This is a genomic window from Pseudomonas psychrophila, from assembly GCF_001043005.1.
GTDB lineage: Bacteria > Pseudomonadota > Gammaproteobacteria > Pseudomonadales > Pseudomonadaceae > Aquipseudomonas > Aquipseudomonas psychrophila.
In genome coordinates this window covers 326,357-341,050 of record NZ_JYKZ01000005.1, presented here as the reverse complement: position 1 = coordinate 341,050, position 14,694 = coordinate 326,357, and the positions used below count along the sequence as shown (strand labels likewise).

The 14,694-nt window shown below is 56.9% G+C and carries 16 protein-coding genes; 9 read left to right on the top strand and 7 right to left on the bottom strand.

Annotated features, from left to right (window positions below):
* Positions 1 to 29: 29 nt before the first annotated feature.
* The 6 genes from TU76_RS14670 to TU76_RS14645 form a co-directional block, all read right to left on the bottom strand.
* Positions 30 to 899: an isocitrate lyase/PEP mutase family protein gene (locus TU76_RS14670; RefSeq protein ID WP_019827097.1), complete on the bottom strand. Its 870-nt coding sequence runs from the start codon at positions 897 to 899 to the stop codon at positions 30 to 32.
* A 371-nt stretch (positions 900 to 1,270) separates the two neighbouring features.
* Positions 1,271 to 2,533, bottom strand: a complete 1,263-nt coding sequence (locus tag TU76_RS14665) for a cation:dicarboxylate symporter family transporter (RefSeq protein WP_048351935.1) — start codon at positions 2,531 to 2,533, stop codon at positions 1,271 to 1,273.
* Positions 2,534 to 2,642: 109 nt separating this feature from the next.
* Positions 2,643 to 3,068, bottom strand: coding sequence for a VOC family protein (locus TU76_RS14660; RefSeq protein WP_019827099.1), 426 nt, complete (start codon positions 3,066 to 3,068; stop codon positions 2,643 to 2,645).
* Positions 3,069 to 3,406: 338 nt separating this feature from the next.
* Positions 3,407 to 4,120: an alpha/beta hydrolase gene (locus TU76_RS14655; protein WP_046810755.1), complete on the bottom strand. Its 714-nt coding sequence runs from the start codon at positions 4,118 to 4,120 to the stop codon at positions 3,407 to 3,409.
* 69 nt (positions 4,121 to 4,189) lie between these two features.
* Positions 4,190 to 4,567 (bottom strand): avidin-fold protein, encoded by a 378-nt coding sequence (locus TU76_RS14650; RefSeq protein WP_048351934.1) that lies wholly within the window; start codon positions 4,565 to 4,567, stop codon positions 4,190 to 4,192.
* A gap of 83 nt (positions 4,568 to 4,650) precedes the next feature.
* Positions 4,651 to 5,526, bottom strand: coding sequence for a LysR substrate-binding domain-containing protein (locus TU76_RS14645; RefSeq protein WP_048351933.1), 876 nt, complete (start codon positions 5,524 to 5,526; stop codon positions 4,651 to 4,653).
* A gap of 109 nt (positions 5,527 to 5,635) precedes the next feature.
* On the opposite strand from TU76_RS14645, the gene TU76_RS14640 reads away from it, so the two are divergent.
* The 8 genes from TU76_RS14640 to TU76_RS14605 all read left to right on the top strand — a co-directional run bounded on the left by TU76_RS14640 (position 5,636) and on the right by TU76_RS14605 (position 13,165).
* Positions 5,636 to 6,505, top strand: a complete 870-nt coding sequence (locus tag TU76_RS14640) for a phosphate/phosphite/phosphonate ABC transporter substrate-binding protein (RefSeq protein WP_082136541.1) — start codon at positions 5,636 to 5,638, stop codon at positions 6,503 to 6,505.
* Entirely contained in the window at positions 6,502 to 7,287 is a 786-nt protein-coding gene (gene phnC / locus TU76_RS14635) for a phosphonate ABC transporter ATP-binding protein (protein WP_019827104.1), read from the top strand. The genes TU76_RS14640 and phnC overlap by 4 nt, the downstream gene beginning before the upstream one ends.
* A gap of 2 nt (positions 7,288 to 7,289) precedes the next feature.
* Positions 7,290 to 8,108: a phosphonate ABC transporter, permease protein PhnE gene (gene phnE, locus TU76_RS14630; RefSeq protein ID WP_048351932.1), complete on the top strand. Its 819-nt coding sequence runs from the start codon at positions 7,290 to 7,292 to the stop codon at positions 8,106 to 8,108.
* Between the two features lie 112 nt (positions 8,109 to 8,220).
* Complete coding sequence (psrA, locus tag TU76_RS14625) at positions 8,221 to 9,312, top strand: iron-containing alcohol dehydrogenase PsrA (protein ID WP_019827106.1); 1,092 nt, start codon at positions 8,221 to 8,223, stop codon at positions 9,310 to 9,312.
* Between the two features lie 89 nt (positions 9,313 to 9,401).
* Positions 9,402 to 10,697, top strand: coding sequence for an MFS transporter (locus TU76_RS14620; RefSeq protein ID WP_019827107.1), 1,296 nt, complete (start codon positions 9,402 to 9,404; stop codon positions 10,695 to 10,697).
* Positions 10,698 to 10,751: 54 nt separating this feature from the next.
* Positions 10,752 to 11,618 (top strand): LysR substrate-binding domain-containing protein, encoded by an 867-nt coding sequence (locus tag TU76_RS14615; RefSeq protein ID WP_019827108.1) that lies wholly within the window; start codon positions 10,752 to 10,754, stop codon positions 11,616 to 11,618.
* A gap of 55 nt (positions 11,619 to 11,673) precedes the next feature.
* Positions 11,674 to 12,501, top strand: a complete 828-nt coding sequence (gene phnX, locus TU76_RS14610) for a phosphonoacetaldehyde hydrolase (protein WP_019827109.1) — start codon at positions 11,674 to 11,676, stop codon at positions 12,499 to 12,501.
* Between the two features lie 160 nt (positions 12,502 to 12,661).
* On the top strand, positions 12,662 to 13,165 hold the full coding sequence (locus TU76_RS14605; protein WP_019827110.1) for a PaaI family thioesterase: 504 nt from the start codon (positions 12,662 to 12,664) through the stop codon (positions 13,163 to 13,165).
* Between the two features lie 127 nt (positions 13,166 to 13,292).
* Here TU76_RS14605 and TU76_RS14600 read toward each other — a convergent pair whose 3' ends face one another.
* Positions 13,293 to 13,628: an RcnB family protein gene (locus tag TU76_RS14600; RefSeq protein WP_019827111.1), complete on the bottom strand. Its 336-nt coding sequence runs from the start codon at positions 13,626 to 13,628 to the stop codon at positions 13,293 to 13,295.
* A gap of 257 nt (positions 13,629 to 13,885) precedes the next feature.
* Between TU76_RS14600 and TU76_RS14595 the strand changes: the two genes are divergently transcribed.
* The gene (locus TU76_RS14595) at positions 13,886 to 14,659 is read left to right on the top strand and encodes an SDR family NAD(P)-dependent oxidoreductase (RefSeq protein WP_048351931.1); all 774 of its coding nucleotides are present in this window, start codon (positions 13,886 to 13,888) and stop codon (positions 14,657 to 14,659) included.
* Positions 14,660 to 14,694 lie beyond the last annotated feature (35 nt).

Below are 14,694 nucleotides of genomic sequence, written 5' to 3'. Positions count from 1 at the left end.
CAGTCGCTGAACATGATCACTCTATTTAATTACTCGTCTACGTTCATGAACTCTTTGGCCCACACCTGGTAACGCTCTGGTCGCGTGTAAGTGTGGGTCAACTCTGTAGCACTCAAGTCAGAGGTGCTGCAGGTGACATTGCGCTGCTCGCGCAAGCAGTCGTAAGTGGCCTTGATCGAGGCAAAATATGCCGCATGCCCGGCAACAACAATTCGCACGCCCAGCGAAGCCAAACGCTGGCTGTCGGACAACTCGGGGTTTCCGTAAGTCACCAGCATCAACGGAAGCTCCACGCCTTCAGCAATCTGCTCAAGGTGCGCAAAATCCTTTACGCCGACCAGGCAAATGCCATCTGCCCCGGCCTCGGTGTAAGCCTTGATACGGGTTCTCACATGCTCGACGGATAACGTCCCGGCATTGGTTCGGGCAATGATGACCAGTTCAGGGTCTACACGAGACTCAATGGCCGCCTTGATCTTGCCACTGCCCTCTTCAATTGAGATCAGGTCGGTCGATTTGCGGCCGAACTGCGCAGGCAAGAGCGTATCTTCGATGGTCAGTGCCGCCACGCCCGAACGCTCCAGCTCCGCTACAGTGCGCATCACATTCAGTGCGTTACCGTAGCCATGGTCGGCATCGGCAATGATCGGTAATTGAGCCACACGCCCGATCCGGGTCGCCTGCTCGGTAAACTCACTCAATGTGATCAGGGCAAAATCAGGTGCTGCCAATACTTGCAGCGAAGCCACCGAGCCGCCCAGGATACCGGCTTCAAAGCCCAGGTCTGCGGCAATTCTGGCAGACATGGGATCGAACACGGAGGCGGTGTGATAGCAGGATTCAGAAGCGAGTAACTTGCGAAATTCGACCCGCAGTTGCTGATGGGAAAGTCTGGACACGTTGGCACCTCGGACGAATGTTATCTACACGGGTAAGACTGGGTGGAAGTAATACACGCAATCGATTGCGGATTGAGCAGCTTGGCTCACCCGTACGGCCTGTCATCATGAGTTACCTGCAGGTATTCAGCAGACGCCCCGGGCGCCGATGCGTTCTCAGCAGGCAGGCTCCTGCCCTCGTACAGGGAACTGATTTTACGCGGTCGACCCATTATTTAAAGCTGATTATTTTTTGCCGGTTCACACCCCTTGTCCGTCAACTTTAAAAGTTCGAGTTTGCGTTCAAGCGGGTCAGGTCTCAGCCCTGCTCTCAAGCGACAGAAAAAGAGCCTTCGACGCACTCAACGTGGAAGGCTCTTTTACATCGCAGATTAAGCGCTTTGCCCAACCCTCACGCCAGCCTGGCGTTCGAGTGGAGCCCTCTCCCACTTGGCGATAACCAGGGGAGCAATGGCATTACCGAGCACGTTTAGCGTCGTTGTTCCGCTGTCGATAATCCTGAAAATGCCGGCGATCAATGCGACCCCTTCCAACGGTAGCCCGGCCGATGCCAAGGTGGCCGATAGAATAATGATCGCAAACCCAGGCACTCCAGCCGCACCCTTTGACGTCAACACCATCGTCACGACCAGCAGTATTTGCTGAGTCAGCGATAGATCAATGCCATAGAGCTGGGCGATAAAGATCGTCGCCACACCGAGAAAAATAGACGCTCCATCCAGGTTAAAGGCGTAACCCACCGGCACCACGAAACTGACTATGCGCCGTGGAACGCCATAGGCTTCCAGCTTGCTGATCAACTGTGGCATCACGGCAGCCGAGGCGGCACTGGAAAAAGCCAGGATCAGCTCATTCCTGAAGTACTTGATCAGCGTGAACACGTTTTCACCGATCAGATAACAAATGCCTCCCAGGAACACCAGGGCAAAGGTAATCAGTGCGAGGTACACCACCCCAATCAACTTGAGTAACGGCAACAAAGAGGCAAAGCCAAAGGTCGCGACCGTCGCCCCGATCATCCCGAACACGCCAATCGGCGCATACGCCATGACAAACGAAACGACCTTGAACATTGCGTCAGACAAACCCTGAATAACCGCAATGACCGGTGCACTCTTGGTTGTGGGTAAGGTGTTTAACGCCATCCCGAGCAACACGGCAAAAAACAGCACCGACAGCAACTTCGCTTCCGACATTGCAACGATAACGTTATCGGGCACGATGTTTTGCAGAATGATCAGCGCACCTTTTGAAGGCTCCATGGTGACCGTCGAAGTACCATTGTGCGCAATGCCTGCTATTTCAGTGCCTTTACCAGGCTCGAAAAGATTGGCAAAGATCAGACCCATGACAATGGCCAGGCTGGTGATCGCAAAAAAGTAAACCAGGGACTTAGCGCCCATACGGCCGAAGGATTTGTTATCACCGCCCCCGGCGATGCCAAGGATCATGCAGCAAAAAACAATGGGGACAACCACCATCTTCATCATCTTGATAAAGATGTCACCCAGGGGTTTAAGGACCTCGGTACTTACCCATACCTGATTCTGTGGATGGGTATTGAAGTACCAACCTACGAGCACGCCGAGCAACAGCCCGGCAATAATTTGCCAAACTAATGGGATACGTTTCATGTCTAGCCTTTTATTTGTAGGAAAGGACTGCAAAGGCAGTAGCTAGATTCATGAGCTTCCTGCTCACTTGAGATTTCCTGGCGCAACTGTGTTTGCGCCAGGTTTTTTATTATTTTGCGAAGAGCTGACTCATATCCTTGAACGCTTTGAACTCGAGTGCATTACCACACGGGTCAAACAGGAACATGGTGGCTTGCTCACCGACCTGCCCCTTGAACCGGATGTAGGGTTCAATCACAAACGCGGTCCCGAAAGATTTCAGTCGCTCGGCCAGGGCTTCCCACTGGGCCCACTCAAGAATGATGCCGAAGTGCGGCACCGGTACGTTGTGACCGTCCACCGGGTTGCTGTGGACGCTTTCTTGAGAGGCAGTCTTGGGATGTTCATGGATCACCAACTGGTGACCATAGAAGTCAAAGTCAACCCATTGGGTGCTGGACCGCCCCTCGGAAAGTCCGAACACTTCACCGTAAAAGGTACGTGTAGCGGCCAGGTCATAAACAGGGATTGCGAGGTGGAAAGGAGAAAGGCTCATCAAGACTCCGACTGCAGTTTTTATTGGTTTATGAAGTTGAACAGCACGTGAGCGGTTCAACGGCTTTTTCAAGGTGGATTTATGCTAAAGCCGCATCACCCTAAAAAAAATCAATATAAATTTTTCATAAACACAAATAATTTTGTTGCTTGAGGAGCCCTGAACGATCAATTCAGGTCGTTGTTCCAGGCGTCTGCTGCGCGCTTGCACGCGCGCACAAAGGCCGCCTGACAACAAGCGATGCCATTGCGGCGGGAGATCTTCACCCGATTTTTTTGGGGGGGGGAACAGGCAACAGTCCCTGGGGCCCGGAGGTGAATACCTCCAGGCGCAGGAACCTAAGAAGCAGACTCTTGTTGAGCCAGCGCCTGGGCTGCCGCTTGGGCGATGAGTTGCGCGACTTCTGTTGATCGGGAGGCCAGCGAGGCATGGCTCGCGTCCAGGGTGATGACGTGTCTGGCACCCAGCCTGGCCGCCATGCGTTCCTGATTTTGCGGGCTGATCATTCGGTCCTTGCTCGATATCTGGTACCAGGAGGGCTTATGTTTCCAGGCGGGCGTTGTCACGGTATCCCCAAAGGTGCTGGCAAGCGGTGCTTTCTGAATCACAGCCATCACCCGTGCATCATCCGCTGGCAGATCTTCACAAAAGCTCTCGTGATATTTATCAATTTTGATCCACAGGTATCCGTCGCTGTCTGGAACAAGATTGGCCACCGCTAAGGGCGGGTGTTCGTGGGTGATGCTGCCGGGGCTCTCGCCAACATCAGGGGCAAAGGCCGCGATAAATACGAGGCCAACCACATTGGGCTGGTTACCGGCTTCAGTGATCACCGCACCGCCATATGAATGCCCTACCAATAAAACCGGGCCATCCACCTGCGCGATCATCTTGCGGGTACGCTCGACATCATCGGCCAGCGATGTCAAAGGAAGCTCAACCGCCTTGAGATTGTCGAAGCCTTTGCGCGTCAGCTCAAGAATGACCTTGCTCCAGTGAGCGGCCCCGCCCCAAAAGCCATGTACCAGAACGATTGTGACCTGCTTGTTCATTGTTTTGCTCCTTAGGCAGGACGTCTGCCTTTAGTGGTGGATGTTTCACCCGCTCATTGGCCAAACCGATCAGTCAGACGACTGCACGCCAAGCTCCACGTAGCTCGACTCACCACCACCAGTCGCGCCCGACAGCCAGCCCCATACAAAATCCAGCGTAGTACGCCCTGCCGGATCTACACCTACCGTGCCGCGTGACCAACCAGAACGAAGCTCACCCTCGGTGGTCAGGCACTGGAAAAGAAGCTCAATGCTGTCAGGACCTGTCACACGCCCGACTTGATGGCCCGTACGGATCCGTCCGCCCTCATAAGTGCCCGAAATGGCACTTTCCTCAACCAGGTAATGAAATACCGTGCCTGCACCCGAAAGCCCGTGGGTATTACCCGCCACGGAAAATCGGCGATTGTGCAACCGCGCGCTAATTTGAGAAAAGGGAGTTTGCATAAGGGTCGCGTCCTGTCATCGAGGTGGTACACGGGTACTTTCGATGATCCTAACCCAGGGCCGCAATCAGGGCCTACCCTCCTCTATTTGCCCGTTCTCCCACTGCGCTGAACGCTGTCGAAAAACGATGAAATCAGCCGGCTGGCTCGACGTTCGGCCAGGCAATACAGGTAGGTTTCAGTAAAGAGCGGTTCCCCCTCGATACGAATCATGCGAATGCGCGGGTCGGGGATGAATTCGGCTTCAGAGACCACGCCAAGCCCAATGCCGCGCACCACGGCTTCGCGCAAGGCCTCCCGACTGCCTATTTCCATGGCGATGCGCGGCTCAACTCCGGCCTCGCTCAACGCCCGTTCCATGACCGAACGTGTGGTTGAACCGCGCTCACGCTGCAACATGGGCTGACCTTCAAGTGCCTGGAGTGGCACCGACACATGCTGTGCCAGCGGGTGTTTATGGTGAGCAAACAGCACGATCGCGTGTCGCGCGTAATGCACGGCACAAAGGGCCGGATCATTGTGCAGGCCCGCGAGCACGGCGATGTCAGTGGTGTAGTTTTCAAGGTCGGCCAGGACCTGGGCCGAGTTGCCCACGCGGATCGAAACGTCGATGCGCGGATAGAGTTGATGGTAGCTGTCCACCATCTCGATCACGTGAAATGGCCCTACCGCCCCCAGCTTCAACTGGCCGCTGTCGAGCCGTCCTGAATCGCGCAACAAGTTATGAGCTTCAAGGTCGAGTGCGGCCATGGCCTGGGCGATTGGCAGCAATTGACGCCCGACATCGGACAGTTCGATGCGCCGTCCACGGCGGTGAAAAAGCTCAACATTATTCTCGCGCTCAAGACCTTGTACCTGGGTCGTGAGCGTCGGCTGGCTAAGCCCCAACGCCCTGGCGCCAGCACTGAAGCTGGCATGGCGGGCTACTGCCAGAAAAGCACGCATCCTGGAGGTCGACATCCATAGGCTCCATCAATAGTTAACTGCTTAAACCCATATTGAATTGATCACATGACTGTCACGTGACACTCCTAGCCTGAGGCAACTCCATCCAACCTTTTGGAATGCCATGAAACCCCTCTCTCGATTTTTGCGTGTCGCCAGCCTTTCACTTATCGCTATCGGCGCAATAGGTCAGGCCTGCGCGAACGATAAATTGACCATCGGCCTTATTCCTTCCGAGGACTCACAGGCCATGATCGAAGCCAGCAAACAGGTATTGAACCGTCTTGAGAACACGCTGGGAATGCCAGTCGTGCCCTATGTCGCGACCGACTACAACGGCATCATCGAAGCGCTGCGCTCAGGCAAGCTCGATGTGGCCTACCTCGGGCCTTTTTCCTATGTGCTGGCGACATCCGTTGCCGATGTGGAGGCTTTCGCGGTCGCTGTCACCAAAAAGACCGGTCAAAGCGCCTACCGCAGCGTGATTGTGGCGCGAAAGGACAGCGGCATTCGCGATCTGGCAGACCTCAAGGGGCACACCTTTGCCTTTGTCGATCCAAGCTCGGCCTCGGGGCATCTGTTCCCCAAAGCTGGACTGGAACAGGCGGGCTTTGATCCCGATTCTTTATTCTCCCGGGTAATTTTCTCCGGGTCCCATGACGCCAGCCTCCTCGCGGTAGAAAACAACAAGGTTGACGCTGCGGCAGTGGCCGATCGTATTTTCAGCAGCGCCGTGTCCAAGCAATTGATTAAACAGGACGACTTCCAGGTGGTCTGGAGCTCGCGGCCGATTCCTGAATCGCCCATGGTCTGGCGCAAAAATCTGGACCCCGCACTCAAGCTCAAAGTGGCCGAGGCCCTGGCCTCGATCAAGGATGTTCCTTGGGGCGACCAGGGTGTGCTGGATGGCTTTCAACCCACCACGGATGCGGCATACGACGTGGTTCGCGACACGGCAAAGGTGCTCGATCTTGATTTGCGGAGCATGAAATGATCAGCATCCGTCAATTGACCAAGCAGTTCGGCGACAACCCGGTGCTACGGGGTATCGACCTGCAAGTGGGTGCCGGCGAATTCGTCGTGATACTGGGCCAGTCCGGCGCGGGCAAGTCCACTTTGCTGCGCTGCATTAATCGTCTGGCCCAGGCTGATTCCGGAGCCCTTAGCGTAGCGGGCATTGACGCACTGGGCTGTGCCGACCCGCGATTCCTGCGCCAGCAAGTGGCGATGATTTTTCAACACCATAATGTGGTGCCGCGCCTTAGCGTATTGAAAAACGTGCTGACGGGGTGCCTGGGCTCTGTCTCGACCCTTGCCTCGGTATTGCAACTGTTCCGCCGTGAAGATATCGAGCTGGCCATGCAGTGCCTGGCCCGGGTCGAACTGGACCACAAGGCTCATCAGCGAACGGATTCGCTGTCCGGCGGGCAGATGCAACGGGTAGGCATCGCCCGGGCATTGGCGCAACGACCCAAAGTGATCCTGGCCGACGAACCGGTGGCCAGCCTCGATCCCAAGACGGCACGGCTGGTGCTGCAATACCTGCGTGATGCCAGCCGCGAGCTGGGCATCACCGTGCTGTGTAACCTGCATCAGGTGGATTACGCCCGTGAGTTCGGCGATCGCATTGTCGGTCTGGCCCACGGCAGCCTGGTGTATGACGGCAGCGCCGAAGGCTTGTGCGAAGCCGACTTGCAACGCATCTACCCGGGTCAGGCCGCAACCTGCGCTGCACCCTCACCTGCCATGCGCTACTGCGCTGAACTGAGGGGTTGAACATGAAACCGCAGAACTACCACTGGACCGTGGACCTGCCCCGTGGCACACGCAGCTGGCTGAGCACCGGGGCAATTGCCCTGGCGGTGATCATGACCCTGCACTGGAGCGCTCAGGGGGCACAGCTCAGCATCAGTGAACTGGCCCAGGGACTGCCGCAAATCGGTGACTTTCTGGCCCGCACCGTGCCCCCTGACCTGACTATTCTGCCCCGCTTGCTCGCCCCTGCGGTTGAGACTCTGCAGATTGCGATCTGGGGCACGCTGCTCGGTGTATTCATGGCTGTCCCGCTGTCATTTCTGGCGGCCCGTAACCTGAGCCGAAACCGCTTTGTATTCCATGGAACACGCCAGTTCCTGAACATTACCCGCAGCATCAATGAGTTGATTCTGGCCCTGATATTCGTCTCGGCCGTCGGCCTTGGGCCTTTCCCCGGGGTGTTGGCTCTGGCGCTGCATGGCATGGGCATGCTCGGCAAGTTCTTTGCCGAAAGCATCGAGGAAATCGACCAGGGCCCTATCGAAGCACTGCAGGTTACCGGCGCCCGTCCGCTGCAAGTGATCGTGTTCGGGGTACTGCCTCAGGTCATCACGGCGTGGATCGCAGTGGTGCTCTACCGCTTCGAAGTCAACCTGCGCTCGGCCACTGTGCTTGGCATGGTTGGCGCCGGTGGGTTGGGGTTTGAGTTGGTAAGCAGCCTGAAACTCTTCAAATACCAGGAAACCGCCGCCTGCGTCATCGTCATTACCGTCATGGTGGTGCTCGCCGACACCGTATCGAGCCGACTGCGTAACGCCATCCAGAGCGGTTCAAGCCACTGAAGACTGGCCCGTATCGGCACAACCGATTCAAACCTGCGATTTATCGATTTGAGCTGTTGTCGCGTGCCCCCGAGTATGGGGCCACCTGCGACAACAACAAAAAGGACCGACCATGACATCCCGATTCTACAACCCGGTAGAGACACGCTTTGGCTGGGGCAGCCTGCTGGAACTGGCCGATATCACTGAACATCAGACCGTGGCCCTGGTGACGTTTCCCGAGGCGCGGGGGCTGGGCCTGGTGCAGCGCATTGAGGATCTGCTGGGCGATCGCCTGGTGTATGTGATCGAGGATGTACAACCCAATCCGGACGTGGCGCAACTGCGCGGCACATACGAACGGTTCTGGCGCGAAGCCGGTGACTGTCAGGTGGTGGTAGCCGTGGGTGGTGGCAGTGCGATCGACACGGCCAAGGCCTTGATCGTGGGCACCGAATCAGGGACGTTCGATGAGTTGCTGGCACTGCTGTCTACCGGCCAACCCTTTGCACCGGCCCGTAGCAAAATCCTGGTCGCAGCGCCTACCACCGCAGGCACCGGCAGTGAGGTGACGCCCTGGGCAACCATCTGGGATTCACTCAGCCAGAAAAAATATTCCCTGCACCTGGAATGCACCTGGCCCAAGGTTGCCATCGTCGACCCGCAACTCATGCTCACGGTCCCGGCATCGGTCACGGTGTCGACAGGGCTGGATGCGCTGTCCCATGCGCTGGAGTCGATCTGGAATATCAACGGCAACGCAGTTTCAGACACCTTTGCGGTCGCCGCCATTGAAGACATCCTCGAATGCCTGCCGCTATTGCGCAACGACCTGTCCAACCCGCAACTGCGTACGCGCATGGCCCTTGCGGCGCTCAAGGCAGGCCTTGCGTTTTCCAACACCAAGACCGCGTTGGCCCACTCCATTTCTTATGAAATGACCCTTCGCCACGGGTTGCCTCACGGCATTGCCTGCTCGTTCACCCTGCCACTGGTGTTGGGATTGGCGTGGGGGCACGACGAAGCACGGGACCGCACCCTGCAGCGGATTTTTGGTACTGACATGCAGCATGCCCAGCGCCAGCTACGTGAATTCCTGCACAACCTGGGCGTGAAAACCGAGTTCACCGATTACGGGGTGAACGCTGGCGAGGCGCAAGAAATGGTCAGGATCGCCATGCAAGGCGCACGGGGCAAAAACTTTATCGGCTCACGCGCAGCCTAGTTGCCCTTCGGTTATTTCCTGCTGCTCACCTACAGAGTGCCACCCTTGGACCTTGGCCCAAGGGGACGAACAATAATAAGGAAAAGATCATGAATCGTGCCCAAACCCTGTCTGATCTCGCCGTCCCCAGCCCATCGTTTCGCGTGGCCCAGTGGCGCATGCTGCTGGCCGCCATGTTCTGTTATCTGTTTTTCTACACTGGCCGACAGACCTTCGGCTTCGCCATTCCCGGCATCCAGGCGGAGTTCGGGTTGACCAAGGAGACCCTCGGCTGGATCTCGGCTGCCATGCTGTGGGCTTACGCAATTGGTCAGGCCATAAACGGCAACCTTGCGGATAAGTTCGGTGGCCGACGCATCATGACGCTGGGCGCCGTGTTGTCCTGCGCCGCCAATTGGGTCACCAGTTTCGCCAGTGGCTTTGCCAGCCTGATCTTGCCCTGGGGAATCAACGGTTACTTCCAGGCGCTGGGCTGGGCGCCGGGCAGCCGCCTTATCTCTAACTGGTGGAGCGCAGGCGAGCGCGGCAAGGTCTACGGTTTTTATGTGTTCGCTGCCGGTTGCGCGTCGGTGCTTTCGTATGTCACCTCAATCGTTGTGCTCGAAGTGCTGCAACTGGAATGGCGCTGGATCTTCCGCTTGCCCGTTTTACTGATGCTGGCAGGCGGCATCATCTTTTATCTGGTTGCCCGGGAGCGCCCGCAAGATCTGGGCTTTGAACCCCTGACTGACACTGGCGTAGCCAATGCCGATGATAAAAACCATGAAGTGGCTCAGGGTGAGGTCGAAACCTCGGTGCAACGCTACAAAGCGGTGCTCAAAAACTTGCGCCTGATCATTGCCGCCGTGTCCTTGGGTTTCCAGAACGCTGCTCGCTATGGCCTGATCGTTTGGGTACCCGTGCACTTCCTGGGCGCTGACTGGAAAAGCGGCGACAGCATGGTTGATCCAAAGTGGATTACCGTCGCCTTGCCCGTGGGCATGGCCATTGGAGCGCTGAGCAATGGTTGGGTCTCGGACAAGCTCTTTGGCTCCAAGCGCTACCTGGCGATCATGCTTTACATGGTATTGGGAGCGGCGACCAGCCTGTGGATGTGGGTCCTGCCGCCCCATAGCGCAATCGGCCTGGTGGCGTTGTTCCTCTGTGGTTTCTTCGTATATGGCCCGGCCTCGAGCTTTTGGGCCCTGTGCCCCGATCTGGTAGGTGCCAAACGTGCAGGTACAGCCACCGGCGTAATGAACTTTTCGTCCTATCTGTTTGCCGGTCTGGCAGAGCCCCTGATTGGCAGCATGCTCGACAGCACAGGCAATACTTCGCTGATCTTCGTCGTGGTGACCAGCGCCTGCCTGTGCAGTGCAGCCGTCGCATTGTTTATTAGACGGTGAGCAAGGCATTGCACTGCTTGAATTGAACAGACAGCCCGGCAACAGGAACCGTTTATGTACCAGTACCACAAGTGGTTGCGCTCCTTTCACGCGGTCGCCAAAACCGGCAGTTTCACCCTGGCGGCCCACTACCTGTGCGTTGGACAGCCTACAGTCAGCGAACAAGTCAGCGCCCTTGAAAAAAAGTTTTCCGTGGAGCTATTCCATCGTCGCGGGCGTTTTATCGAAATGAGTTCGGCAGGGCATCAGCTTTATGTCATCACTCAGGGCCTGTTCGGCCAGGAAGATGAAGCGGTGCAACTGTTGCAAAGCTTCAAGCAGCGAAAAACAGGGATGTTGCGTCTGGGAGCAGTCTCGCCGCCCATTGCAATGAACATGACGTATGCCTTGATGCAGCGCCATCCGGATATTGAGCTGGAAACCTCGTTCTCTACTGAGCGGGAAACCCTGGCGAGGCTGTTCAACTTCGACATCGATGTGGCGATCCTCGCGTTGTCCGAGTTCGATGAACGTTTTCATACACAGTTGTATCGGCGCTATCCAATTATTGCCGTGGTCCGGGATGACCATCCTTGGGCCCGCCAGAGCGAAGTTCACTTCAAGGAAATAAGCGCAGAACGCTGGGTTATGCGCGAACAGAGCTCACGTACCCGGCAACTGGTGGAAGAAAGCTGCAAGCGCCAGGGCGTGGCACTCAACTGCGTGATGCAACTCAATAGTCGAGAAGCCATTGTGCATGCCATCGCCCGGGGTATCGGCATCGGCTTTGTCTCGGCGGTCGAGTATGCAGAAACACCGGGGACAGTCCCCATCACCTTTGTGGATCACCCGCTGTATATCGACTACCACCTGTGCTGCCTGGGTATCCGTAGAAATCGCCCGATGATCGCCGAACTCTTCGACACCAGCGCCGTGCAATAACCCCTACACCCCCGAATACACATTCCCTGAACCCATCACACCCTGGAGACTCACCATGCATTATCAACAACCTGCCCGACTGCAAGCAGTGGTTCTGGACTGGGCTGGCACCGTGGTCGATTTCGGCTCTTTCGCCCCCACCCAGATTTTTGTAGAGGCCTTCGCCGAATTTGGCGTGGCGGTGAGCCTTGAAGAAGCCCGCGGGCCGATGGGCATGGGCAAATGGGATCACATTCGCACCCTGTGCAACCAACCCCAGATCGCCGAGCGCTATCGTGCAGTCTTTGACCGCCTACCCAGCGATGAAGACGTTACAGCCCTCTACGAACGCTTCATGCCCCTGCAGATCGAGAAAATCGCGCTGCATTCAGCGCTCATCCCCGGAGCCCTTGATGCCATCGCTGCACTGCGTGATCAGGGCCTGAAAATCGGCTCCTGCTCGGGCTATCCGGCAGTGGTCATGGCCAAGGTCGTGGAGCTGGCCAGGGCCAATGGCTACATCGCTGACCATGTGGTCGCTACCGACGAAGTCCCCAACGGTCGCCCGCACCCGGCCCAGGCCCTGGCCAACGTGATCGCCCTTGGGGTGAGCGACGTAGCCGCATGCGTCAAGGTCGACGACACCTGGCCCGGCATCCTTGAAGGCCGCAGCGCGGGAATGTGGACCGTCGCCCTCACCTGCTCCGGGAACGCCCTGGGCCTGACCTACGAACAGTTCAAGGCCCTGCCTGCCGAAAAACTGGCTGCAGAGCGGGCACGTATCAGCCGCATGTTCGAAGGTTCCCGCCCCCATTATCTGATCGATACGATTTGCGAGCTGCCGGGGGTGGTTGAAGCGATCAATGCACGCCTGGCACGGGGCGAGATGCCCCAAAGTTATTGATCCCCGTTGTCACTGGCCGCCTGCAAGGCGGCCTGCAGACAATTCAGACGGTCACGCCGACATCCTTTTCAGGCAAACGAACATCTCTTGCATAATCAACAAGAAAAGATTCCACACTTTACGTTAACGTAAAGGGCACAACAGTCAGGATGATCACGGCATGAGTCAGCTAACTCCCTCTTTGCAAGACACCGCCGCGCCCGATGGCGTTTGCTTCGGCTGCGGCGCCAGTAATGCACATGGCTTGCATATCAAGAGCTACTGGCATGAGGACGGTGTGCACGTCATCGCCGAACACTTGCCTGACCCCAAGTATTGCGGTTGGCCCGAGCTGGTATATGGCGGCATGATCGCAATGCTGGTTGATTGCCACTCCAACTGGACGGCCATGGCGTATCACTACCGTCAGGAAAACCGCGAAGTGGCCAGCCAGCCGCGTATCAATTGCGTGACGGGCAACCTGGGGATCAAGTTCATCAAACCCACCCCCATGGGCGTGCCACTGACCCTGCGGGCCAAGGTCGAAGGCGATGTAGGACGCAAGACGCGGATCATCTGTGAGGTTTATGCGGGGGATGTACTCACTGCAGTCGGCGACTCCATTTTTGTGCGCGTCGATACAGGGCAACTGGCTACTGCCGCCCACGGGCGAGAGGCGGGTTAAGGGCCGACTGCAGCCAGTGGCCACTGACGTATCTGTGAAGCTTTGCCCGGTAAAACGCAGTCATGCCATCTCGAGCAGCCCACAGCCTCTCCCGTAGACGTTTGTGAGAGGGTGTGGGCCGAGGGGGTTACTTGCCCTTAACTTTGGTGTTCTGGGTGCGGATCTCCTTGATCACCGCATTCACTCGATTGACCAGCACATAGTGCCCGCTTATTTGTACCCATTGCTCATGCTCATCAGGCTGTGGAAGCCCTTTGGCTTTCCAGTCCTTGATCGCGACCTCTTCCCGTGTGTATTGGTCCGGAGCCTTATCGCCGTTGCCATAGCAACTGCTCAGGTCCATGGACTCGGCCAGTATCTGTCCAGGCTTGCAGTCCCCGGGTTTGTCATCGTCAGCCTGCGCTGCGAAAGGTATGACACACAAAAAACCAGCCATTATTGATGCAGAAATCAAGCTGCGCATGTTCACCTCGTTGTGGTTACCAACCATCGGCCGGTATGGGAATACAGACTTCATGGACAAGCGGCGCAGTGATTACGTTCCGGCTCACTGATCGACGGCAGATCTGTTTGACGTCAATCGGTGGTTTGGGCAGCCATTATTTTGATCAAAATAATTGATCACGAGATCACCAATGACGATTGGACTCCCTTACTAGCCTGAGGTGAAGTAACCACAGGGCCGGTAACAACAATAAGCGGCCGTTTGTGGAGAACAGCATGTCATTCAATATCAGCAGCTTCCAGCTTGATGGTCGTCGTGCCTTGATCACTGGATCAGGCAAAGGAATCGGGCTTGAACTGGCACGTGGCCTTGGCGCTGCCGGCGCAACCGTGGTGATCAATGATCGCAATATCGAAAAAGCCCAAGCCATTGCCGGTCAATTGCGCGATGAGGGCCTCAAGGCAGAATACGCAGCGTTTGATGTCACCCAGCGCGAGCAACTGTTTGCAGCGATCAACGGGTTTGAGGCTGACACGGGCGCCATCGACATTCTCGTCAACAACGCGGGTGTTCAGCGCCGTGCCCCGCTGGAGGACTTTGCCGAAAGTGACTGGCATGACCTGATGCGGGTCAATCTGGATGGGGTGTTCCATGTGTCCCAGGCGGTTGCCCGGTACATGATTGCTCGAGGTCAGGGCAAGATCATCAATATCTGCTCGGTGCAAAGCGAACTCGCACGCCCGACCATCGCGCCTTACGCGGCCTCAAAAGGCGCAGTAAAGATGCTCACCAAAGGCATGTGTGCTGAATGGGCACGCCATGGCATTCAGGCCAATGGCCTGGCACCGGGTTACTTCGCCACCGAGATGAACCGCGCTCTGGTCGACAATCAGGAATTTTCCGAGTGGCTATGCAAGCGCACCCCGGCGGGTCGTTGGGGACGGGTTGAAGAACTGTGCGGCGCCGCCGTGTTTCTCGCCTCCAGTGCTTCGGACTTCATCAATGGTCAGACGCTGTTTGTGGACGGAGGTTTGACCAGCGTTGTTTGACCCGCACCCGCAAAAAACAATAACAAGGAACGCCC

Bases quoted from the DNA above. Each gene is read 5' to 3' on its own strand.
- TU76_RS14620 (WP_019827107.1), top strand. From the start codon at position 9,402: ATGAATCGTGCCCAAACCCTGTCTGATCTCGCCGTCCCCAGCCCATCG.
- TU76_RS14645 (WP_048351933.1), bottom strand. From the start codon at position 5,526: ATGTCGACCTCCAGGATGCGTGCTTTTCTGGCAGTAGCCCGCCATGCC.
- TU76_RS14600 (WP_019827111.1), bottom strand. From the start codon at position 13,628: ATGCGCAGCTTGATTTCTGCATCAATAATGGCTGGTTTTTTGTGTGTC.
- TU76_RS14605 (WP_019827110.1), top strand. From the start codon at position 12,662: ATGAGTCAGCTAACTCCCTCTTTGCAAGACACCGCCGCGCCCGATGGC.
- phnX (WP_019827109.1), top strand. From the start codon at position 11,674: ATGCATTATCAACAACCTGCCCGACTGCAAGCAGTGGTTCTGGACTGG.
- TU76_RS14595 (WP_048351931.1), top strand. From the start codon at position 13,886: ATGTCATTCAATATCAGCAGCTTCCAGCTTGATGGTCGTCGTGCCTTG.
- TU76_RS14665 (WP_048351935.1), bottom strand. From the start codon at position 2,533: ATGAAACGTATCCCATTAGTTTGGCAAATTATTGCCGGGCTGTTGCTC.
- psrA (WP_019827106.1), top strand. From the start codon at position 8,221: ATGACATCCCGATTCTACAACCCGGTAGAGACACGCTTTGGCTGGGGC.
- TU76_RS14615 (WP_019827108.1), top strand. From the start codon at position 10,752: ATGTACCAGTACCACAAGTGGTTGCGCTCCTTTCACGCGGTCGCCAAA.
- phnC (WP_019827104.1), top strand. From the start codon at position 6,502: ATGATCAGCATCCGTCAATTGACCAAGCAGTTCGGCGACAACCCGGTG.
- TU76_RS14655 (WP_046810755.1), bottom strand. From the start codon at position 4,120: ATGAACAAGCAGGTCACAATCGTTCTGGTACATGGCTTTTGGGGCGGG.
- phnE (WP_048351932.1), top strand. From the start codon at position 7,290: ATGAAACCGCAGAACTACCACTGGACCGTGGACCTGCCCCGTGGCACA.
- TU76_RS14650 (WP_048351934.1), bottom strand. From the start codon at position 4,567: ATGCAAACTCCCTTTTCTCAAATTAGCGCGCGGTTGCACAATCGCCGA.
- TU76_RS14660 (WP_019827099.1), bottom strand. From the start codon at position 3,068: ATGAGCCTTTCTCCTTTCCACCTCGCAATCCCTGTTTATGACCTGGCC.
- TU76_RS14640 (WP_082136541.1), top strand. From the start codon at position 5,636: ATGAAACCCCTCTCTCGATTTTTGCGTGTCGCCAGCCTTTCACTTATC.